The 20254-nt window shown below is 62.5% G+C and carries 21 protein-coding genes; 9 read left to right on the plus strand and 12 right to left on the minus strand.

What is annotated here, in order from left to right:
- From RCH22_RS12485 to RCH22_RS12510, 6 genes are all read left to right on the plus strand, one after another.
- Positions 1-429 (plus strand): hypothetical protein, encoded by a 429-nt coding sequence (locus RCH22_RS12485; protein ID WP_327014251.1) that lies wholly within the window; start codon positions 1-3, stop codon positions 427-429.
- Entirely contained in the window at positions 429-710 is a 282-nt protein-coding gene (locus RCH22_RS12490) for a hypothetical protein (protein ID WP_327014252.1), read from the plus strand. The genes RCH22_RS12485 and RCH22_RS12490 overlap by 1 nt, the downstream gene beginning before the upstream one ends.
- Complete coding sequence (locus tag RCH22_RS12495; RefSeq protein WP_327014253.1) at positions 710-1102, plus strand: zinc-finger-containing protein; 393 nt, start codon at positions 710-712, stop codon at positions 1100-1102. The genes RCH22_RS12490 and RCH22_RS12495 overlap by 1 nt, the downstream gene beginning before the upstream one ends.
- Positions 1103-2224: 1122 nt before the next feature.
- Positions 2225-2641 (plus strand): hypothetical protein, encoded by a 417-nt coding sequence (locus RCH22_RS12500; RefSeq protein WP_327014254.1) that lies wholly within the window; start codon positions 2225-2227, stop codon positions 2639-2641.
- Positions 2642-2737: 96 nt separating this feature from the next.
- A complete protein-coding gene (locus RCH22_RS12505; protein ID WP_327014255.1) occupies positions 2738-3223 on the plus strand; it encodes a DUF3846 domain-containing protein in 486 nt (161 codons plus the stop codon).
- Between the two features lie 62 nt (positions 3224-3285).
- Entirely contained in the window at positions 3286-3654 is a 369-nt protein-coding gene (locus RCH22_RS12510) for a hypothetical protein (protein ID WP_327014256.1), read from the plus strand.
- A gap of 118 nt (positions 3655-3772) precedes the next feature.
- Here the strand turns inward: RCH22_RS12510 and RCH22_RS12515 are convergent, their stop codons facing one another.
- From RCH22_RS12515 to RCH22_RS12530, 4 genes are all read right to left on the minus strand, one after another.
- Positions 3773-4060 carry a hypothetical protein gene (locus tag RCH22_RS12515; RefSeq protein ID WP_327014257.1) on the minus strand — a complete coding sequence of 96 codons (288 nt, stop codon included), beginning with the start codon at positions 4058-4060 and terminating at the stop codon, positions 3773-3775.
- Between the two features lie 261 nt (positions 4061-4321).
- Positions 4322-5743, minus strand: a complete 1422-nt coding sequence (locus RCH22_RS12520) for a recombinase family protein (RefSeq protein ID WP_327014258.1) — start codon at positions 5741-5743, stop codon at positions 4322-4324.
- Positions 5709-6635, minus strand: coding sequence for a hypothetical protein (locus RCH22_RS12525; protein WP_327014259.1), 927 nt, complete (start codon positions 6633-6635; stop codon positions 5709-5711). The genes RCH22_RS12520 and RCH22_RS12525 overlap by 35 nt, the downstream gene beginning before the upstream one ends.
- Positions 6636-6637: 2 nt before the next feature.
- Positions 6638-7273, minus strand: a complete 636-nt coding sequence (locus RCH22_RS12530; protein WP_327014260.1) for a hypothetical protein — start codon at positions 7271-7273, stop codon at positions 6638-6640.
- Positions 7274-7421: 148 nt separating this feature from the next.
- Here RCH22_RS12530 and RCH22_RS12535 point away from each other — a divergent pair, with 148 nt between their 5' ends.
- Positions 7422-7724 carry a helix-turn-helix domain-containing protein gene (locus RCH22_RS12535; protein WP_327014261.1) on the plus strand — a complete coding sequence of 101 codons (303 nt, stop codon included), beginning with the start codon at positions 7422-7424 and terminating at the stop codon, positions 7722-7724.
- 16 nt (positions 7725-7740) lie between these two features.
- Here the strand turns inward: RCH22_RS12535 and RCH22_RS12540 are convergent, their stop codons facing one another.
- Positions 7741-8382, minus strand: a complete 642-nt coding sequence (locus RCH22_RS12540; protein WP_327014262.1) for a hypothetical protein — start codon at positions 8380-8382, stop codon at positions 7741-7743.
- Positions 8383-8513: 131 nt separating this feature from the next.
- Here RCH22_RS12540 and RCH22_RS12545 point away from each other — a divergent pair, with 131 nt between their 5' ends.
- Positions 8514-8951 carry an Rv3235 family protein gene (locus RCH22_RS12545; RefSeq protein ID WP_327014263.1) on the plus strand — a complete coding sequence of 146 codons (438 nt, stop codon included), beginning with the start codon at positions 8514-8516 and terminating at the stop codon, positions 8949-8951.
- On the opposite strand, the gene RCH22_RS12550 is transcribed toward RCH22_RS12545, so the two are convergent.
- Positions 8938-9630, minus strand: a complete 693-nt coding sequence (locus RCH22_RS12550) for a TetR/AcrR family transcriptional regulator (RefSeq protein WP_327014264.1) — start codon at positions 9628-9630, stop codon at positions 8938-8940. The genes RCH22_RS12545 and RCH22_RS12550 overlap by 14 nt on opposite strands.
- A gap of 104 nt (positions 9631-9734) precedes the next feature.
- On the opposite strand from RCH22_RS12550, the gene RCH22_RS12555 reads away from it, so the two are divergent.
- A complete protein-coding gene (locus RCH22_RS12555; protein WP_327014265.1) occupies positions 9735-11261 on the plus strand; it encodes an MFS transporter in 1527 nt (508 codons plus the stop codon).
- Between the two features lie 70 nt (positions 11262-11331).
- Here the strand turns inward: RCH22_RS12555 and secA are convergent, their stop codons facing one another.
- The 6 genes from secA to mtrA all read right to left on the minus strand — a co-directional run bounded on the left by secA (position 11332) and on the right by mtrA (position 20173).
- Positions 11332-14154, minus strand: coding sequence for a preprotein translocase subunit SecA (secA, locus tag RCH22_RS12560; RefSeq protein WP_327014266.1), 2823 nt, complete (start codon positions 14152-14154; stop codon positions 11332-11334).
- Between the two features lie 173 nt (positions 14155-14327).
- Positions 14328-15035 carry a ribosome-associated translation inhibitor RaiA gene (gene raiA, locus RCH22_RS12565; RefSeq protein ID WP_327014267.1) on the minus strand — a complete coding sequence of 236 codons (708 nt, stop codon included), beginning with the start codon at positions 15033-15035 and terminating at the stop codon, positions 14328-14330.
- A 99-nt stretch (positions 15036-15134) separates the two neighbouring features.
- Positions 15135-15938 carry a phosphoribosyltransferase family protein gene (locus tag RCH22_RS12570; protein WP_327014268.1) on the minus strand — a complete coding sequence of 268 codons (804 nt, stop codon included), beginning with the start codon at positions 15936-15938 and terminating at the stop codon, positions 15135-15137.
- Positions 15939-16034: 96 nt separating this feature from the next.
- Positions 16035-17783 carry an LpqB family beta-propeller domain-containing protein gene (locus tag RCH22_RS12575; protein WP_327014269.1) on the minus strand — a complete coding sequence of 583 codons (1749 nt, stop codon included), beginning with the start codon at positions 17781-17783 and terminating at the stop codon, positions 16035-16037.
- A complete protein-coding gene (gene mtrB, locus RCH22_RS12580) occupies positions 17776-19485 on the minus strand; it encodes an MtrAB system histidine kinase MtrB (RefSeq protein WP_327014270.1) in 1710 nt (569 codons plus the stop codon). Before mtrB ends, RCH22_RS12575 begins: the two co-directional genes overlap by 8 nt.
- Before the next feature lie 7 nt (positions 19486-19492).
- Positions 19493-20173: an MtrAB system response regulator MtrA gene (gene mtrA, locus RCH22_RS12585; RefSeq protein WP_327014271.1), complete on the minus strand. Its 681-nt coding sequence runs from the start codon at positions 20171-20173 to the stop codon at positions 19493-19495.
- Positions 20174-20254: the final 81 nt, after the last annotated feature.

Raw genomic sequence — 20254 nt, forward strand, 5'->3', positions numbered from 1 at the left:
ATGAGTACCGAGACAGACGAACTATTTGAGCTATGTAAGGAAGTGTACGAGAAAACTGGATGGGAAGATACACTACAGTTCTATCGTGATGACGAGGTGTTTGCTGAAAATGAGTACGAAGATTACGGTATGGCTTATTCGTTTCGTTCTGGTAATGATACTCCTCTCTACACCTCCGACTACCTACTAGAGAAGTTGCCAAAGAAAGTCTTTGGAGTTCACTCGTATGATCTTGAACTTAAACCGATCGCTGATGATCTATGGATTGCATTGTACTGTCCGATGGGTGAGCTATTCCAACCTTCAGACCAAGCAAGAAAACCATTTAAGTTATGGTCTGAAGCTGACACCCCGTTGAAAGCCCTCCTAAAGCTCACACTCGCATTGCATGAAGCTAAGGAACTACCCACTAAGAAGGAGAACAAGTAATGTCACAAGATAAAGAACTAGATGCAATAGCGAACATTATACGAGACCAATTAGCACCACTACCATACAAAAATATGTTCCCAGAAAAACAGGAACAGGTCAGAGAAATCCAGCAACTCATCGCTACTTTAATCAGGGAAGCACGGCTAGATGAGCTAAACGCAGTATTTGTATCATATGACGATGTAGCTTCATCCGAGCTTGCTATTCCTGTTGATTGGGAATACGGAACTGTTGCTGACCGTATTACTCAGCTTACTAATCAACAGAAAGGATTGTAATGATTAGCACAAACTACATTGTTATTTGCCCAAATGATGGTAAACCAGCTCCATGGGTCGAGAATAAAGAAAAATATGGACGTAACTACGGCAAATCATATATGTGTTACTACTGTAAGGAACATGATACTTACGTAGGTTGCCATAATAATACACGGCAACCTCTTGGCAGTATGGCAGACGAACCTCTTAGAAAAGCTCGTATGGCTGTACATGCAAAAATTGACCCGTTATGGAGAGTACAAGGACACAGTCGCAAAGATGTTTATCGTTTTATATCTAAAGAACTAGGTTATCAATATCACACAGGTGAAAGTGACATTAATACTTGTAACATAATACTAAAAATGATGTTTAAGCTTACTAATCAACAGAAAGGGAAACAGGAATGAGTAGATGGTTCTATAGACAACTTTGGAATTTGAGTGAGTGGAGTGGAATTGGTCTCCATAAGGTAGGCATTTCTGCGCCTTATGTGTTTGGGAAGGCTTTCGGCCTAGGAGGCAAAGAAGTCGACTCACTTGGTAAGGAACTCAAATAAGTGACCCCTCAAGCTGACCCCGTACAAGACATCATCGATTGGACGAAAATCTACGGTCGCAGATTGGTCTTGACCTTAATGGCTGAAGACTCCACAATAAGCGCCGGAGATCCATCTATGGTGATTACCAAAGGAGAGCCGAACGAGATAGTGACGACAATCGTCCCCTTCATCGCTCGACTCGATTCAGAGCCAGACCCGCGCAGAGTGGCACAGCTGAATCGTCGTTCTAGAGAACGCAAGCTGCAAAAACAGATAGCCGGTACCGTTCAATTTTGTGCAACCTTGTTCGCCTCTAGCAATTACAAGTAGCACGTACTCGGTGAGCGTCAACCATCGTGGCAGACGTATGAAGTGCGCAACGTAACTAAGCACTGCCGAGTCGTACCTTTACAAGATGATTTATTGAACAAGCATCGTGAGAATGCGGGTAGCACGAACCCTAGGTGAATTAGAAAGCCGATGAGTGTGTAACCGGAGACGAACACAAGGGCAGCTTCCACTGTCCTATATAGCTCCTAAATGCTGGGATGAATCCCAAAGTCACGGTGCTTGTTCAGTAAGTCAGTCAGGTCAGATCGCCGCCCTTGTTGAGAGGCGGGGATCTGATCGCAATTTATAACTAAACAGGGGAATCATTCATGAGCACTGCAACATCATCGTTTAGCATCACTAGCGACATAGGTCTAATATTAGTAATCGTCTTTATAGTACTAAAGCTCGTAGGAGTCATCACATGGTCGTGGTGGTGGGTACTTTCACCAATTTGGATTGGTCTACTAATATCAGGTCTTGTACTAGGAGTAGTCTTCACTACTTTTTTGATCATCTTGCTGATTAGGCGTAAGAAATCGTGAGCCTGTCGTCTGAGCGAGGCGTCAGCCTGGAAAACGATATAGCCACGTTGCTCCGCAAGAAGCTAGGCGCACGAGTAGCACGGGACAAGCGCAGCGGGGCAGGTAGTCACCAGAAAATGGACCTGACCGATTTCTTCAGGGATACCCCCCTCGACATCGAAGCTAAGAACCATAAGACGATCAAGCTCCGTGAGTTCTGGAAGCAGACGGTACAGGGCGCGAGTCTAGGTCGCATCCCAACACTCGTCGTTCGTTTGGAAGATGACAACGGCGGCATACTGGATGACCTGGCCGTACTTAGGTTCTCTGACCTGGTGGACTTCATCGCTGAGATTCAAGACGGTACAAAGACCATTACTGATCTGCGGAAGCCAATCGAGGTAGCCGGCCTAGATGAAGTAGTCGCTTCTACTGTGCAGAAGGGCGCCAAGGCCTGCCGTAACGGTCACCTCCTCAGTCCTAGCAGAACTCAGTGTTTCGCTAAGGGGTGCCCTTACAGCGCTGGGTACAAGGCGAAGAAGATCAAGAAGTAGCAGTTCTAATTCCCTCGAATTCGAGGGAATTGATCGTGATTTGAATCCTGTCGCTAAATGGCGATAGGTACAACCCACGATAAGGATGTGGAGCACATGGTTACTGGCATCGTGATCCCAGCTGATGAAGATCAGCCGATCTTTCAAAGAGAGTTCCGAGGCCTCAGTGAGTACCAGGAGGTAGTCGGCGGCTACATAGAAGCTATCGACCTTGGATCTCTGGGCGCTTCGTTCTTCGCCCACGACGAGAGCAAGCTAGTCGGTGCGCCAATGAACCGACGCGCGACACTCGCCTGGTGGCTTGCCTGCCCCTATATGAGGCACCGAGACACTATCGGCGGTGACGTAGTGCTCATCGGGCTACCTGATGCCGAAGGAGACACCAAGAGCGTCCCTGACGAGCTGATCACCCTGCTGTTCAATACGAAGTCCTACAAGGCTGAGTACCAGACGGCAGACAACGACGACGCGTTCAACAGCAACTCCATGGTCTACGAGGACTACTGGGAAGCAGTCAACGCAGCACTCGTGAAGTTCGATCGCTGGGCAGCTGTGATCCGTGCCCGTGTAGTTCCTGCCTGAAAGTGGAAGACCCGTTACCGAAATGGTGACGGGTTTTTCCCATTTGACGAGAGAATGAGCACATGACTGAAAATAAGCCAGAACTGTACGAATTGTCTGCTCTAATGCAGCGACAAGCTGAAGTAATTGAGGAGATTGCTGATAAGGCAAAGCAATTGCCCAGTCTAGAAACTGGTCAAGTAGTCGGACCACAGGATTTCAAAGATTTAGTGCATAACGTCGACTTTCACCTGTTCAGTATTTACGGGATGATCAGAGATCTGAGTTGGGCTCAGAAAGTCATGTTGAGCGAGCTTTCTCCTGATTCCCCGGCGATGAATATAAATGCGGGAGTAGACGAGATGCTAGATATTGTCGAAGGTCACCTCGATCTTGGTCTTGTTGATGATCCTAAAAAATTAGCCAGCAATGAAGATCTAGCGTCCGAATAAAAGGGAAGCCCCTACCTAGCGAGAAGACTTCTCAAGCTAAGTAGGGGCAGTAGATGTAGTCACCTCATCCTTCTTTTCCGGCTCATTTTGAACTGAGATGTTGAAGAGGGTTGAGGGGTTATGCCTTGGGGCTGACGCCGATTCGACGCCCACGAGTCCCTTGCGCGCCGACGATGATCTCGTCAGGAACGACCTTGCGAAACTCAGCGAGCGTTGTCACGATCTGACGCGAGTCACCGTTGTTCTTGACTTCGAGGATGACGAGATCAGCGGCTTCTTTCAAAGCTGCGATCTCCCCGGGGAGAACATCGAGCTGCTTGGCTTCGTCAACGGCCTTGTGGTTCCGAACGACCAGCTGCACGAAGTCGTCTTCCGGCGCTTCGGCACCAGTGATGTCGGACACCATCTTTGAAACTCTTGCCATTGGTATCACTTCCAATCAATCTACGAGCGATAGCGGGGTGCTATCACTTGACCCCATTTACACATATCGGCATGAGTCCGTAAATTGTAGAAAGTACAACATAGCTTTCAACAGGGGCGAGTATAATTAGGGTATAAATGAAACCTAGTGAACTTGTTACTTACCTAGAAGGCTCGACTACTGCAAGCGCAGTACCTTTGAAGGTAGATAACAAAGAAGCCCTTGAGCAGGCTTTATTACAGGTTATATCTTCCACTTTATTGTGATGCGTGATGGTGCAAAACGACGACGACTACCGTCATCAAGCGTGTAATAAGGCTTCTCATCAGATGAATCGACATCAATCTTCTCAATGAACATGTCAGTTAGTTCACGACGCCATCCATCAGGGTTACTATTCCAGGCATCTCGAATAGTTTCACCTGGCTTGAGAGAGACTCGTGTCTGCGTCTTATACAGAGAATCAATGTCACGCTGAAGTACTGTGATCTTCTGGTTAAGTCGGTCTTGTGCATATGCAAATTGACGCTTGTCGATCTTGCCATCAACGAAAGAGTCGAACATCACATCAATACGTGCTTTCAACCGTCGCTGTTCTTCTAGCATCCTTAGGAGGATAGGTCCCTCTGACTTTTGAGCTTGCAGTACTTCACCCATCAACTCACTGTCCAACCGAAATATGACAGACTCACGGATGAAGTGGTCAAGTGGGTCAGCACCAATACACATTCCATTGCATCCTCGGCACTGATACGTACGTCTGAGCGGTCTTGAACTAGCGTCACGCTTTGTCATACCAAATAGATCTCCCCCACACTTCTTGCACTTCAACAGGCGAGTCAGTAGGTATCGGCTATTATTCGGCCTTCCACGTATATTCTCATGTCGACGCTGGATGATTGCCTGCATGATAAGCCAGTCATCATCTTCAAAGACGTGCTCCCACTTACCTTTGTACTTGACGCCTTCAAGAACCCTGAACCCAGCATGTCGAGGATTAGTAAGGTGTTTGCGAATCGTACTTGGTTCCCAAGGTTTTCCAGCACGTGTCGGTAGACCTAGCTCAGTCAGTCGCTTTGCGATCTCGTAGTAACTAAAACCACTCTTCAGATAGGAACCCATGAGCTTCAGAACATGTGCTTCCTGCGGATCAAGGATCATAGGGTTATCGCTGTACCCATAGGGTCGAATAGGTGATCCGTGGGGCTTACCTTCCTGCGCGTTCTCAAGAAGCTTCCTCTTAATCCGACGACTAGTATCGCGGGAACTCTTGTTTGCGAAAGCCACCATGATACGAGCCATAGTGATTCCCTCACCAGCAAGATCTATATCCCCCTGAACTGTTGCAAATGTCAGTTCAGCGTGATCCTCGTAGATAGCAATTAGGCGTTCGAGATCACTTGGTTGTCGAGCAATGCGATCTAGGTCATACGCGACTATGCCATCGATGATGCCTGCCTTAAGATCGAGGATCATCTGCTCGAACTGAGGCCGCACAATGTGCTTCTTGAAGGCGCTGAAGTTGTTGTCTGTATAGTCGCGAATAATTGACCATCCACGTATCTCTGCGAGCTTGTGCGTGTCCTCAAGCTGCCTGGCGACACCCAATCCATCGCCCTCTCCGTCGAAACTAATCCGCTGGTATGCTCCAATTTTGCTGCTCATCAGGTATTTCTCTCCGCTTATGGGCCTCACTATGAGGCAACCAGTCCGATACGTCAATACCGGTGCCTACTGCGCCGAACAGGTCGCTCGAGATCTCCTCGTCGCTTTCGAGGCTGAACCCGGTGTCGAGAACGACGTAGTCGACCCAGTTCCGCAGCACCTCGATGGTCTTCGAGACGCGCTCGCCCGACAGCTCCGGCCAGCGCGAGGGCCGCCCGATGCCCGTGAGCACCCAGAACGCGCCGCGCGGAGAGGTGTAGCGCTGCGCGATGCGTTCGAGTTCCGGGCGGGTGAGGCTGTCGGTCCCGGCGAGGCGGCAGGCCGCGGCGAAACCGGGTGATTCGTCGAGCATCCCGAGGGCCGGCGCGATCCCACCTCCGTAGCTGTCGACGTCGACGAGCGCCACGGTGTGACCCACCGCCGCGACCTCGGCGGCGATGTTGATCGCGAGCGTCGTGCGGCCCGGCGCGCCGGAGGGCCCCCAGACCGCGATCACAGTGCCGCGAGCGGACAGTGTGCGCGTGGCTTCCCGCTCGGCGACCCGCAACGGGATCACCACGCCGGCCTCGATCACCGCCTCGATGCCCGCCCAATCCGCCGTTGCGTCGATCACGTCGAGGAGGCCGAGTCCCGCCGCGTTCCTGCGATCCTGGTCGGTCGCGGCGAGGGCGATCACGCGCACGCCGTGCTCGTCGCACGCCCGGATCACGGCGGCACTCAGCGTCCCCCGTCCCGCGCTCAGGAGTGCGACGTCGGCCTCGGTGCGGTCCAGGACCGCGAGCAGTTCCGCTGCCCCCGAAAGCCGGGCGAGGACGGCGTGCCCGTACTGCACGATGTCTGCGAGGAGGCGGTCCTCCGTCGAACGGTCGAGCGCGAGCAGCAGCCGGGCCACGATCAACCGCCGAGGGGCTGGTTGGCCGGAACGACCGCGATCGCCGCTCCGTTGGCGATCGCGGTGAGCACGGCGGCGACGGCCTCCCTGGGCACCCGGAGCTCGACCGAGCGGCGGCCGGCTCCCACCGAGAGACCGCCCGGCTCGAGCACGCGCACCACCCCGGCCTGCCCGACGAGCACCGCAGGCGGCCCGAACGCACCCCGCTCGGTCTGCGGCGACGACCACACGTCGACAACGGCGCCAGGCGCGACGGCCTGCGCGAGGGCGTCCGTCGGTTCGACGACGACCGTCGTCTCGCCGGCGTCAGCGGATGCGCCGACCGCGGACACCGGGATCAGCTCGCCGGCGGAGACGGTCCGGGCCAGGACCAGGCCGTCCGCGGGCATCCGCTCGGGGGTCACGTAGAGCGGGAGCGCCCCGTCGAGGCGGACCTGGCTGAGCTCGAGGTCTGCGGCCGTGACCCGGTCGCCGACGATGAGGGCGCCACGGGCGGCGTAGACGGCGGTCGTGCGGTCGCTGCCTGCGACGACCGCAGAGACGCCGCCGACCGCACCGAGCACGAGCACCAGGCCGATGAGCAGGCGCGGGTCGAACCAGACTCCCGGGCGTCGTGCGCGATTCGGCCTCGAGACCATGGTCGCCCCTCTCCTCGGCGCGGGCAGCTGCCGCCGCCCGCCTGATCAGTGGTCTCTATCGTCGCCGTTCCCGGCCCACGGCGGGAAAGTTATCCACAGGCTGTCGTTTTCCCGGCGGAACGCCGCAGGAACCCCCGATAATCGAAGCATGAACGCTCCCGACGCCTATCGTGGGCTGGGCCGCTTCCTCACCCTCGCGGACACCGCCGACATACTCGCCCTCACCGCGTCCGAGGTCAGCGAGCTTGTGCACACGGGCGAGCTTCCTGCCATCCGGATCGGCCCGTCTGCGCCCGAGCGGATGCAGCACTGGCGCGTGGAGCGGGTCGTGCTCGAGTCGTACATCGAGGCCAAGTACGAAGAGGCCAGACGGCTGTCGCTGTGGGAGCAGTCCGACTACGCGAACATCCCCGAGCTCTCCGGCGGCACGATCATCCGGCCGCCCGACTGAACCGGGGCCTGCGCGGTCAGGGCAGGCACAGCAGCCGGATCTCGGCGAGGGGAATGATCCGGTACTGCCGCACCTCCGAGGTACGGCGCGGCACCCCGCGGTCGTGCATCGCGAGGTCGATGTGGTCGCGACCGACCCTGTCGATCGTTCCGCTGAGGAGACCACCCGGGGTGTGCACCTCGACGAACTTGCGTCGCCTGGCCAGGTCGCGAAGCACGAAGGCGAACCCGATCCGGTCGACGACCCCCGACCCGGGTTCCGCGGGCGCGGCGAGGGAGGCGCGCACCTCCGCAGACTGCAGGATCACCCCGGCGATCGCCGCGATCGGAACGACGCACTGCGGAGCGCCCAGGGCGGGGACACCGGGCCGGGCCGTCCCGGCCGACGCAGTGGGCGTTTCGAGGATCTCGGCGGCGAGCCAGTCCCGCCCGAACGTCGTCGGGCGGATGGCCAGCGTTGCCCCGGAGGTGAGCACCAGCCGCACGACACCGCCGCCGGCGCGCGGGCCCGCGCCGGCGCCCAGGCTCATCAGCCGGTGCCGAAGAGACAACCGGCCGAGCCGGAGCCGTTCCTCTTCCGCGCGCAGCTCGAGGTCCTCGGCGTTCAGCTCGTGTTCGAGCTGTCCCTCGAGGTCGTCGAACAGGTTGTCCCAGCGCACACACACGACGCTAACTCGCCGCGAACCGGCCAGCCGTGTTATCCACAGGACATATAAGCGCTCGACACAGCGGGCATCCGCTGGTTGAGTAGCGAACCTGTACCTCAGCACCCGGAACCCCCGGAGGAGTCATGAGCGATTCAGTCGGCAAGAGTGAGCAGGCGAGCGCCCGAGTGGAGCGGTTCGCCGAGGAGGATTACTTCGGGCAGCAGCCGAGTTCCCGCGGGCAACTGCCGGACCCGGAGCCGCTGCTCATCAACCTCACGCGGTGCGTGATCGAGGTGCTCTCCGGGGCTCGCGAACTCGACCAGCTCGCGCGCTGGGTGAGCGACGATGTCTACAGGCACCTGCTGAAACGGGTCGTCCTCTCCAACCGGGCACGGGCGGTCAAAGGCCTCCGGGCACAGCGGCCCACGATCTCCATCGGCAGGGTCACCATCACGGAACCGAGGGACGGGGTGGTCGAAGCCGTGGTCATCGTGCACAGCAAGGTGCGCGTGCGCGCGGTGGCGCTGCGCCTCGAGGGCCTCGACAACCGCTGGCGGGCCAGCGCGATCAACGTGCTGTGACGGCCGTATCCCCTGCAGCAGGCGACTCCGCGTCCGGGCCGGCCGCCGGGCCGGCACCCAGGCCCACCGCGGGCAGGATCACCCCGTCGATCAAGGAGATCAGGAATTCCCTGTCGATGGTCTTCCGCTCGAACAGGATCCGCATGGAGGCCATGGCTGTGGTCACGGTCGACAGGTTGTCAACGTCGCAGTGCGATGAGATCTCGCCGCGCTCGACGGCCCGGCGCAACAGGAAGCGATGCGCGGTCACCCGGGGTTCGACGACGGAGAGGCGGGCGGTCTCGGCGAGCTCGGGCGAGTGGGCGAGGAGGGACATCAGGCCGGCGATGACCCGGAGCTTCTTCTCGCCGTCCTCGATCGAGTGCGGCTTGATCATGGCGATCAGATCCCCGCGCAGTGTGCCGGTGTCCGGAAGCTGGGACAGGTTCAGGTCACCGTTCTTCATGCACGCGACCGCGTCGATGACGAGTTCGCCCTTCGACGGCCATCGCCGGTAGAGGGTGGCCTTGCCTGCTTTTGCCCGGGCCGCGACCATGTCGATGGTCATGCCGTCATACCCGCATTCGGCGAGCACGTCGACGGCAGCGGCGAGGATGTCAGGATCGCGGGTGTGGTCCCGTCTGCGTCCGAGCTTGACGGGCTCCGTCTCCTCGGCGGGATCGAGCTGCGTCGTCGCCACACTCACCACTTTCTGATCGAAATCCTCTGATCGAATGTTACCCGGAGGTAAATTCAGGAACTGTTAAGATCCGGAACTCCACAGTATCGTATATAGTCGCCTTCATGCCAAAGACTTCCGCCACTTCGTCCACTCTAACGAGCCCCCCCGTGCCGCATTCTCGGCGCTGGTGGACCCTCAGCACCGTTGCCCTCGCCCAGCTCATGGTCGTGCTCGACTCGACCGTGGTCAACATCGCCCTGCCCTCCGCGCAGACCGACCTCGGCTTCTCCAACGGAGACCGCCAGTGGATCATCACCGCGTATTCCCTCGCCTTCGCGAGCCTCCTCCTGCTCGGCGGACGTCTGTCCGACCTGATCGGCCGGAAGCGCACCTTCATCATCGGACTGATCGGCTTCGCAGCCGCCTCGGCGCTCGGCGGTGCGGCAGGCACCTTCGGGCTGCTCGTCGGCGCCCGCGCCCTGCAGGGCGCGTTCGGCGCCCTCCTCGCCCCGACCGCCCTCGCCGTGCTCACGACGACGTTCACCATCCCGAAGGAACGCGCCCGTGCCTTCGGAATCTTCGGAGCGATCGCCGGTGCCGGCGGCGCCGTCGGACTGCTTCTGGGCGGTTTCCTCACCCAGAACCTCGACTGGCGCTGGAACCTCTACATCAACATCCCCATCGCCGTGATCGGGGTGATCGGTGCGATCGTCTTCGTCGACCACCTCGAGCGCACCGGCCCGCGCCCGAAGCTCGACATTCCCGGCACGATCCTGGTCTCCGGAGCCCTCTTCGGCCTCGTCTACGGCTTCTCCAACGCCGAGACCGACGGCTGGGACTCGCCGCTGACCTGGGGCATGCTCGCGGGGGCCGTCGTGCTTCTCGTCGCGTTCGTGCTGTGGCAGCGCCGTGCCGCGCATCCGCTTCTGCCGCTCGTGATCGTGCTCGACCGCAACCGCGGTGCCGCGTACCTCTCGGTGCTGATCGCCGGTGCAGGCATGTTCGGCATCTTCCTGTTCGTCACGTACTACCTGCAGGTCTCGCTGGGCTACACCCCGGTCCAGACCGGACTGTCGTTCCTGCCGATGATTGCGATGCTCGTCGTCGCGGCCCAGTTGTCGACGAACATCTTCGTGCCCCGGTTCGGCCCGAAGATCATGGTGCCGTTCGGCATGACGCTCGGAGCGCTCGGGATGATCTACCTGACCCATCTCGACCTGGGCAGCACCTATGCCGCCGACGTGCTGCCGCCCCTGATGATCCTCGGCTTCGCGATGGGCTCAATCATGCCCGCCTCGATGCAGACGGCGACGCTCGGCGTCGACCGGCAGTTCGCCGGGGTCGCCTCCGCGATGGTGAACACGAGCCAGCAGGTCGGCGGGTCGATCGGCACCGCACTGCTCAACACGCTCGCCGCGACCGCCGCGACGAACTTCCTGGCCGCGAACACCCCGCTCACCGCTGCGGTGGCCGCGGATGCCGCGATCCACAGCTACGCGGTCGCATACTGGTGGGGCGCCGGCTTCTTCGCCGTCGGCGCGATCCTCGCGGCGCTGCTCTTCCGGCGGATGGGCCATGGCGTGTCGCTCTCGAACCCGCACGGCACCCCCGCGGCAGCGCCCAACGAAGTGCCCCTTCCTGTGCATTAGGCACGGGTCGCACACACCGGAAGGCCGGGTCCCGAGGGACCCGGCCTTCCGGTGTGTGCGACGGGCGGTGCTACTTCTTGCCCTGGGCCCGACGCTCGGCGCGGTTCACCGGAACGGCCGGCGTCTCGGAATCGCGCTGGCCGAAGGCGCCGCGACGGGGAGGACCAGCGGGAGCCGCGGAATCCGCCGCAGGGGCATCTCCTGCGTTCGCGTCCGTCTCGGCCCGGCGGGCACGGTCGGTCGCGGCCTGCTGGATCTGGCCGCGCTGGTTGCGCACCTCGACTCCGCCGGAATCGCTCGGTGCGGTGTAGCTGAGCTTGTCGGCACCGGAATCCTCACCGGGAGTGAGGCCCTTGGCGACGACGACGGGCGCGGCGACGGGATCGGGCGCCTGGTTGACCTCGACCTCGAGGTTGAACAGGAAGCCGACGGTCTCCTCGCGGATCTGACCCATCATCTGCTGGAACATGGCGAAACCCTCACGCTGGTACTCGACGAGCGGGTCACGCTGGGCCATCGCACGGAGACCGATGCCGTCCTTGAGGTAGTCCATCTCGTAGAGGTGCTCGCGCCAGCGGCGGTCGATCACGGAGAGCACAACGCGGCGCTCGAGTTCGCGCATGGCCGGGGAGCCGAGGCTGGCCTCGCGCTTCTGGTATGCGACCCGAGCGTCGGAGAGAATCTCCCTGCGCATGAAGTCGCGGTTGATCCTGCCCCGGTTGCCTGCCTCGGAGATGACCTCGTCGATGGTGATGCCGACGGGGTAGAGCGTCTTGAGCTCGGCCCACAGCGCGTCGAAGTCCCAGTCGTCGCCGTTGCCCTCACCGGTGTGCACGCTGAGAACCTCGTCGATCACGTCTTCCAGGAAGCGCTGGGTGCGCTCGTGGAGGTCGTCACCCTCGAGGATGTGACGGCGGTCGCCGTAGATCGCTTCGCGCTGGCGGTTGAGCACGTCATCGTACTTGAGCACGTTCTTGCGAATCTCGGCGTTGCGGCCCTCGACCTGCGACTGCGCAGAGCGGATGGCGCGGCTCACGACCTTGGATTCGATCGCCATGTCGTCGGGTACACCCTGGCGGCTCATCAGGCTCTCGACGGCTCCCGCGTTGAAGAGACGCATCAGGTCGTCGGTCAGGGACAGGTAGAAGCGGCTCTCTCCCGGGTCGCCCTGACGTCCGCTGCGTCCGCGGAGCTGGTTGTCGATGCGGCGCGATTCGTGGCGCTCGGTGCCGAGGACGTACAGGCCGCCGGCCTCGACGACCTTTTCGGCCTCCTCGGAGACCTTCGCCTTGACTGCGGCGAAGACGTCGTCCCACTCGGTCTCGTATTCTTCGGGCGTCTCAATGGGGCTGAGGCCCTTCGCGTTCATCTCGGCGACGGCGAGGAACTCGGCGTTGCCACCGAGCATGACGTCGGTCCCACGACCCGCCATGTTCGTGGCGACCGTGACGGAGCCGAGGCGACCGGCCTGGGCGACGATCGCGGCTTCCCGAGCGTGGTTCTTCGCGTTGAGAACCTCGTGGCGGACCCCGCGCTTGGCGAGCAGGCGGGAGAGGTATTCGCTCTTCTCGACGCTCGTCGTTCCGACGAGGACGGGCTGGCCCTTCTCGTGCCTGCCGACGATGTCCTCGACGACCTGGCCGAACTTGGCCTCCTCGTTCTTGTAGACGAGGTCGGACTGGTCGATGCGCTTCATCGGCTTGTTGGTGGGGATCGAGACCACGCCGAGCTTGTAGGTGCTCATGAACTCGGCGGCCTCGGTCTCGGCGGTTCCGGTCATGCCGGACAGCTTCGTGTAGAGACGGAAGTAATTCTGCAGGGTGACCGTCGCGAGGGTCTGGTTCTCGGCCTTGACCGCGACACCCTCTTTGGCCTCGATGGCCTGGTGAATGCCCTCGTTGTACCGTCGGCCCATCAGGATGCGACCGGTGTGCTCATCGACGATGAGAACCTCGCCGTTCATCACGACGTAGTCCTTGTCCTTCTTGAACAGGGCGTTCGCCTTGATCGCGTTGTTCAGGAACGAGATCAGCGGGGTGTTCGCCGATTCGTAGAGGTTGTCGATGCCGAGGTAGTCCTCGACCTTTTCGATGCCGGGTTCGAGCACGCCGACGGTGCGCTTCTTCTCGTCGACCTCGAAGTCGACCTCGGGAACGAGCCGCTTGGTCAGGCTCGCGAACTCGGTGAACCAGCGGTTCGCCTCGCCCGATGCCGGGCCGGAGATGATCAGCGGGGTGCGGGCCTCGTCGATCAGGATCGAGTCGACCTCGTCGACGATCGCGTAGTAGTGGCCGCGCTGGACCATGTCGGCGGCCTGCCAGGCCATGTTGTCGCGCAGGTAGTCGAAGCCGAATTCATTATTCGTGCCGTAGGTGATGTCCGCGAGGTACTGGTCGTGGCGCTGCGCGGGAGTCTGGCCGGAGAGGATGCACCCAGTGGTCATGCCGAGGGCACGGAACACGCGGCCCATCAGCTCGCTCTGGTAGCTCGCGAGGTAGTCGTTCACGGTGATGATGTGCACACCGCGGCTCGTGATGGCGTTCAGGTACGCCGCGGTCGTCGCGACAAGCGTCTTGCCCTCACCGGTCTTCATCTCTGCGATGTTGCCGAGGTGCAGGGCCGCCCCGCCCATGAGTTGCACGTCGAAGTGACGCAAGCCCAGGGTGCGGGTCGAGGCCTCGCGCACGGCGGCGAACGCCTCCGGCAGCAAGTCGTCGAGCGACTCGCCGTTCGAGTAGCGTTCCCGCAGCACGACGGTTTCGTTCTTCAGCTCCTCGTCGGTGAGCTGGCTGAAGTCTTCTTCCAGCGCATTGATGGCTTTCGCGTACTGCTCGAGACGACGCAGGACGCGTCCTTCACCAACACGAAGAACCTTTTCAAGGATTGAGGCCACGAATGCACTCCACTAGTCACGGCGCCGTTACGCCTGTCGTCTCGGTGAGATGAACCAGGGTCTGGCTGCTCACGCGACGGATTGAACCACGCCGGCACTGTTGTGCGCCGGTGTGCGGCAACTATAACAATGCTAGTTGGTCAGGGAGTGCACTCGACGGCCTACCGGAGGCCTTACTCGGCGGCGACCCGCAACTCCTCGCTGTTCTCAGCCAGTTCGATGACCCCGTAGTCCCAGCCCTTGCGGCGGTAGACCACACTCGGCCGGTTCGTCTCGGAGTCCTGGAACAGGTAGAAGTCGTGCCCGACCAGTTCCATGAAGTACAGGGCGTCGTCGACGGTCATCGGGGCAGCGGAGAAGACCTTGCGGCGGATGACGACCGGCGTGTACACCTCGTCGGCTTCCTCCTCGGCGGCGGTGGCCGCGGCGGCTGCCTCCGACTCGGTGGGGCGCACCACCCGGATGACTCCGGTGCGCACCTCGTCGAGGGTTTCGGCGTCGGCCGGCTTGATGTCGACGACGCTGAAGTCAACGGATGCCGCGTCGTGCAGCGAGGTGGGGCGGTGCGCTCCGCCACGGTGCAGCTTCTGGCGGTCCTTGGCGCGGCGCACGCGCTCGAGGAGCCGTCCGAGTGCCACGTCGAAGGCTGCGTACTTGTCCGAACCGTCCGCTTCAGCGCGGACGATGGGACCCTTCCCGATCAGGGTCAGCTCGACCCTGTCGTTGCCGGTGGCTGAACCCTTTTCGCGGTTCCGGCTGAGCTTGACTTCGAGGGCGAGGGCCTTGTCGGCCAGGCCGGCGATCTTCTCGGCCTTTTCCGACGCATATGACCGGAAACGATCAGTGATCCCCAGGTTTCGTCCGACGATGTTAGTTTCCATGACGACCTCCAGATCTGGCGAACCGCCCGGTCCCGGGCGATTGGTGCGCGCCTTTAGCTCCACCGTAGCCCTGCCTGCAGGAGAAGTCACCGCAATTTGTCAATCGGTTTCTGATGAACGATGTGTGACCGGTAGGCGTCTCCGGGTTTCCGCGAGGGCGGCCACGCCAACGACCTCTCCCCCGGCGGCGAGGATGGCGCGGCGGGCTTCGAGAACGGTGGCGCCCGTCGTCACGATGTCGTCGACGAGCAGGCAGCGCACCCCGGTCAGGGAACGAAGGGCGCGCAGCGAACCGTCCCGATTCCTGGCCCTGGCGGCACGGTCGAGCCCGACCTGGTCGGCGGTCTCCCTGCTGGTGAGCACACGGTGCGGTACGAGTCCGGCCCGGCGGAGCAGCAGCTCGACCGGGAGGAATCCGCGCGCACGCCAGGCCCGTCGCGATGAAGGAATCGTCACCAGGCGGATGCCGGCATCCGGGCGCCGGGCGCCGCCAGGCTCCGCAGCACCGCCGGACTCCACTGCACCGCCGGACTCCACTGCACCGCCGGACTCCACTGCACCGCCGGACTCCACTGCTCCGCCGGACTCCACTGCGGCGAGCGCGGCCACGACGGCGGCCAGGAGCGGAGGGGCGAGCGCGGCGGCGGCATCCGTTCGCCCGCCGTCCTTGAAGCTCGCGATCACGCGCCGCGGAACGCCGGCATAGTCGAGCCCCGCCCAGACCCGCAGGCCGCCGCGCTCGGTCACGCGCAGGGCAGGCGCCAGGAGGGCGCGGCAGGCCGCGCAGAGGGCACGGTTCGGCGCCCCGCAACCGCTGCACGCCGTGGGCAGGAGAACGGCCCACGCGTCCAGCACGGCCCGCCAAGCGGCCCGTGCCGTTCGTGCCGCTCCGGTCCCGGTCATGCCGCCAGACTGGCCGACCTGACGCGAGCGCGTGATCGCGAGCGCACGCCGGTGCGCGCGCGGCCGGGCGCCGGTCCTGTGGAGGACAGGCCCCGCCTACCCGCCGATTCCCTGCTGGGTGGCCACGAGAGTCACGTCGTCGATGCGCTCCTGCCAGCCGACTCCGCGCTGCATCATCAGGCTGCCCGTTGTGGCGAGCGCGCGCACGTCCCTCAGGGTGTTGCTTCCCGTGATCGTCGCACTGCCTGGCGCTGACTCGATGCTCGAGCTGACGCCGCCGAGCTGCTGGGTAACGATGCGGTCCTCTCCGGTCGGGAGCGCGACGAGGTAGGCGACCGTGAGCTCGTCGATCCAGGTGGCGTCGAGGGGGATGCCCGGAACGGACTGGAGCTGGACTTCGTCTCCGAGGGCGACCGGGACGGACTTGTCCCGCTTGATCGAGACGACCACGAAGCGGGTCTCCGTACCGGATGTGAGCAGCGCGATCAGCCGGGTACCGTCCCGGGACACCCGCAGCGCCACGATTCCGGAGGCCTCTGGCCAGGAGGTCGGCACGGCCGTCGCATCCCCGTTCGGGCTGTAGACGAACAGCTCATCCGGACGGTTCGAGGGAACGGACCAGACGTAGCCGAAGTTGTCGACGGCAGGCGCGATGAGGCCGGGCCGCGGATCGAGCAGCTTCGCGACCTCGCCGACCCGGACGGAGGAGACCCCGGTCGCGGCCCGCGCCGCCGCGACGGTCTGCCCCGGTGAGAGGGTGACCGCCGTCGGGCCGAGCGCGACGACCTGCTCGGAGAGCCCGGGGATCGGGGTGACCGTCTTCCCTGCTGCGGACAGGAACCCGAAGGCGCCCTGCCGGAGCACGAGCGCCCGGGCGTCCACCCGCGGGTTGACGATCGGGGCGTTGGCGCCGAGGTCCCCGATGTCCTGGGAGTTCTGGTTGATCGAGATCGTGACGGTGATGCCCGTGGGGAGGCTGTTCGTGAGCTGTGCCCGCATCCGCTGCAGGGTGACCCTGTCTGCGTTCAGGGCTTCGCCGTTGAGGTCGACCTTCGCGTCGCGCGACACGACCTGAACGGCATCCGCGGTGAGCTTGGTTCCGTCGGGGAACGCGCTGACGACGGCCCCGCCCAGCCATGGGCTCGGCCCGTGCAGCACGCCGTTGACGATCTTGGTCAGGGTGGCGCCCCCGCGCGGGAACCAGCGCAGCTCTGGAACCAGGAACGCGAAGCTCGAATCGAAGAAGTAGAGGGCCTGGGAGCTGAACACGTCGCTGAACGTGGTCTGGTCGACGACGGTGCCGTTCGGCGCAGCGCTGATCCGCCACTGGTCGCCGACCTTCTGGAACTGGTAGCGCAGGACGACGGGCGAGGGAGACTCGACCTCGTGGTATTCACCGATCCCGTCGACGTCGGCGATGGGATTCACCGAGAACTGCATGGTCTCGGCGTCGACGGGGATGATGGTGCGCGCCGTCCCGTCGTCGACCGTCACCCCGGCATCCGCCGCCCAGGCGCCGCTGAAACCGGGGGCGAGGAATTCGCGGGCGATCGCGTAGTCGTTCTCCGGGCTGGTCTGGGCGTCGATGAAACCGCGCAGGATGCTTTCCTGGCTGGCATCGGCCTGCGGGTGCGACGGCAGGAAGACGGGTGCGGGGTTGTCGCCGGCTGCAACCGCCTGCCCGGTGCGCACGCTGCCGCTCCGGGGAATCCCCGAGCATCCGCTGAGCAGGACCGCGAGCACGAGGAGGGCGGCCAGCGTGCCCCCTGCGCGCCACGGTCCGCTTCCGCGGGTTTCCCGGGTCGCACGGGTTGCACGGCGGATGCCGTCGCTCCGGTCAATCATGGATCGCTCCCTCACCGTGTTGGGCGCCCTTGACCCCGGCCCTGCCGACCTCGCCGACCGTAAGGCGCGGCAGCGTGCCGTCGGACCCGGCGTCCTCCGGCGGCAGCGGGCTCGGCGAGCCCGTGATCTCGCCGCGCGCGGTCCGTGGCAGGGTCAGCCGGAAGCACGAACCCTTCCCGGGGCTCGACCAGACCTGGAGCCAGCCACGGTGAACGGTCGCGTCCTCGAGTGAGATCGAGAGGCCGAGGCCCGTACCGCCGATGGTGCGCTTGCGGGAGGGGTCTGCCCGCCAGAACCGGTCGAAGACGTGGTTGACGTCGACCTGGCTCATGCCGAGGCCGTAGTCGCGCACCGAGAGGGCAACGGCGGACTCGTTGCTGTCGACCGAGACGATGACGGGCTTGCCCTCGCCGTGCTCGATCGCGTTGCCGATCAGGTTGTGCATGATCCGGCGGATGCGACGGGGATCGACCTCCGCGTCGAGGTGTCCTCCCGGGGCGACGAGGTTGAGCCGGGTGCCCTTGGATTCGGCAAGCGACCGCAGGCCCTCGACGGCGTCTGCGGCGAGGTGCACGAGGTTCGTCGGCTCGGCCTCGAGTTCGACGGACCCTGCGTCGTACTTGCTGATCTCGAGCAGGTCCGCGAGCAGGAGTTCGAACCGCTCGACCTGGGCGTGCAGGAGCTCCGCGGTGCGACCCGTCGCAGGGGGGAAGGCGGCCCGCTGGTCGTAGAGCATGTCCCCGGCCAGCCGGATCGTCGTCAGCGGGGTGCGCAGCTCGTGCGACACGTCGGACACGAAGCGCTGCTGCACCTCGGAAAGGTCGGCGAGCTCCTTGATCTGGCTCTGCAGGCTGTCCGCCATCCCATTGAACGACCGGGCGAGGGTCGTGATGACGTCGTCGCCCTTGACGGGCAGCCGCACACCGAGGTCCCCGGAGGCCAGCCGCTGGCTGGTCTCGGCCGCGACCCGGATCGGCGTCACCACGAAGCGCACGACGATCCAGGTCACCGCACCGATCAGGATAATAAGCAGGAGCCCGGCGATGCCGAGGGTTCGCTGCACGAACTGCAGTGTCGTTTCCGCCTCGCCGAGGTTGTAGCCGATGTAGAGCTCGTACCGGCCGGCGACGGGGACGGTGATCTGTGAACCGACGACGATCCCGGCGACCTGGCCGTCGTCATCCGTCGCTAGGGCCACCGACTGCCAGAACTGGGTGCCCGGCGAGCCCTGCACGGCGGTGCGCAGCTCGGGCGAGATGACCTCGGTCGAGTCGCCGAATGTCGAGAAGTCCTGGGGCACGGACGTCGAAGGGTCCTGGCCGGGAACCCGGAACACGGCGACGAGCCGGCTCGAGGACGCCGCGGAGATGGCGCTCCGCGCCGAGGCAAGCAGGCTCTGCACCTGGACCCGGTCGGCCGCGTCCGAGGAATCCAGGATCCCCTGGGCCGCGCTCGTCGCCCGGTTCGAGTCGAGCTCGACCTGGCTGAGCCGGGACTGGAAGAGATCGTTGCCGACGCTCACCGAGACATAGACGCCGACCATGACGATGGCGATGCCGGACAGCACGACCGTGATGGTCACGGTGCGGAACTGCAGGGAGGACCGCCAGGTGCGGAGCAGGCGGGCACGCCAGGATCTCCAGTCGCGCCAGTCCCGCCACCCCCTGCGCCATGTTCGGGCAAACCCGGTCGGTTCGGCCATGCGGAGCCTAGATGGCCGCGCCGGCCCGGTACCCGACACCGCGGACCGTCATCACGATGCGGGGGTTGTCCGGATCGTCCTCGACCTTGGCGCGGAGGCGTTGCACGTGCACGTTCACGAGCCGGGTGTCGGCCTTGTAGTGGTAGCCCCACACCTGTTCGAGCAGCATCTCCCGGGTGAACACCTGCTGGGGACGGGACGCGAGGGTGAGCAGGAGGTCGAATTCAAGTGGGGTCAGGCCGATCTGCCGGTCGCCGCGGCGCACCTCGTGCCCGGCGGCGTCGACGGTGAGGTCGCCGATCGAGAGGTTCGCGGGAGATTCCGTTGACACCGGCCGCAGCCGGGTGCGGATCCGGGCGAGGAGTTCCTTCGGGTTGAACGGTTTGACCATGTAGTCGTCCGCGCCGGATTCGAGGCCCTTGACCACATCCGTCGTATCGGTGCGAGCGGTGAGCATGATGATCGGCGTTCCCGATTCGGCGCGGATCAGGGTGCACACCTCGATGCCGTCGAGGCCGGGCAGCATCAGGTCGAGCAGGACCAGATCGGGTTTGATCGTCCGGAATGCGTCGAGTGCGAGTGAGCCGTCTTCGCAGAAGTGCGGGTCGAAACCTTCACCCTGCAAGACAATGCCGATCATTTCCGCCAGCGCGGTGTCGTCGTCGACGACCAAAATGCGTGCGTTCATCCAACCGTTTTCTGCTTAGGTCACCGGAGGGAATACTCCCGGTGAGTCATGCAATCACTGACACCAGAGTAGTCGAGGGGG

It is taken from the genome of Cryobacterium sp. GrIS_2_6 (assembly GCF_035984545.1).
Taxonomy (GTDB): Bacteria; Actinomycetota; Actinomycetes; order Actinomycetales; family Microbacteriaceae; genus Cryobacterium.

What these genes read in the sequence shown, in the direction of transcription:
- mtrA (WP_327014271.1), bottom strand. Translation starts at nt 20,173, where the DNA reads ATGAACGCACGCATTTTGGTCGTCGACGACGACACCGCGCTGGCGGAA.
- RCH22_RS12545 (WP_327014263.1), top strand. Translation starts at nt 8,514, where the DNA reads ATGAGCGATTCAGTCGGCAAGAGTGAGCAGGCGAGCGCCCGAGTGGAG.
- RCH22_RS12495 (WP_327014253.1), top strand. Translation starts at nt 710, where the DNA reads ATGATTAGCACAAACTACATTGTTATTTGCCCAAATGATGGTAAACCA.
- raiA (WP_327014267.1), bottom strand. Translation starts at nt 15,035, where the DNA reads ATGGAAACTAACATCGTCGGACGAAACCTGGGGATCACTGATCGTTTC.
- RCH22_RS12535 (WP_327014261.1), top strand. Translation starts at nt 7,422, where the DNA reads ATGAACGCTCCCGACGCCTATCGTGGGCTGGGCCGCTTCCTCACCCTC.
- RCH22_RS12510 (WP_327014256.1), top strand. Translation starts at nt 3,286, where the DNA reads ATGACTGAAAATAAGCCAGAACTGTACGAATTGTCTGCTCTAATGCAG.
- RCH22_RS12570 (WP_327014268.1), bottom strand. Translation starts at nt 15,938, where the DNA reads ATGACCGGGACCGGAGCGGCACGAACGGCACGGGCCGCTTGGCGGGCC.
- RCH22_RS12520 (WP_327014258.1), bottom strand. Translation starts at nt 5,743, where the DNA reads ATGAGCAGCAAAATTGGAGCATACCAGCGGATTAGTTTCGACGGAGAG.
- RCH22_RS12500 (WP_327014254.1), top strand. Translation starts at nt 2,225, where the DNA reads ATGGACCTGACCGATTTCTTCAGGGATACCCCCCTCGACATCGAAGCT.
- RCH22_RS12530 (WP_327014260.1), bottom strand. Translation starts at nt 7,273, where the DNA reads ATGGTCTCGAGGCCGAATCGCGCACGACGCCCGGGAGTCTGGTTCGAC.
- RCH22_RS12515 (WP_327014257.1), bottom strand. Translation starts at nt 4,060, where the DNA reads ATGGTGTCCGACATCACTGGTGCCGAAGCGCCGGAAGACGACTTCGTG.
- RCH22_RS12485 (WP_327014251.1), top strand. Translation starts at nt 1, where the DNA reads ATGAGTACCGAGACAGACGAACTATTTGAGCTATGTAAGGAAGTGTAC.
- RCH22_RS12575 (WP_327014269.1), bottom strand. Translation starts at nt 17,783, where the DNA reads ATGATTGACCGGAGCGACGGCATCCGCCGTGCAACCCGTGCGACCCGG.
- RCH22_RS12490 (WP_327014252.1), top strand. Translation starts at nt 429, where the DNA reads ATGTCACAAGATAAAGAACTAGATGCAATAGCGAACATTATACGAGAC.
- RCH22_RS12505 (WP_327014255.1), top strand. Translation starts at nt 2,738, where the DNA reads ATGGTTACTGGCATCGTGATCCCAGCTGATGAAGATCAGCCGATCTTT.
- RCH22_RS12555 (WP_327014265.1), top strand. Translation starts at nt 9,735, where the DNA reads ATGCCAAAGACTTCCGCCACTTCGTCCACTCTAACGAGCCCCCCCGTG.
- mtrB (WP_327014270.1), bottom strand. Translation starts at nt 19,485, where the DNA reads ATGGCCGAACCGACCGGGTTTGCCCGAACATGGCGCAGGGGGTGGCGG.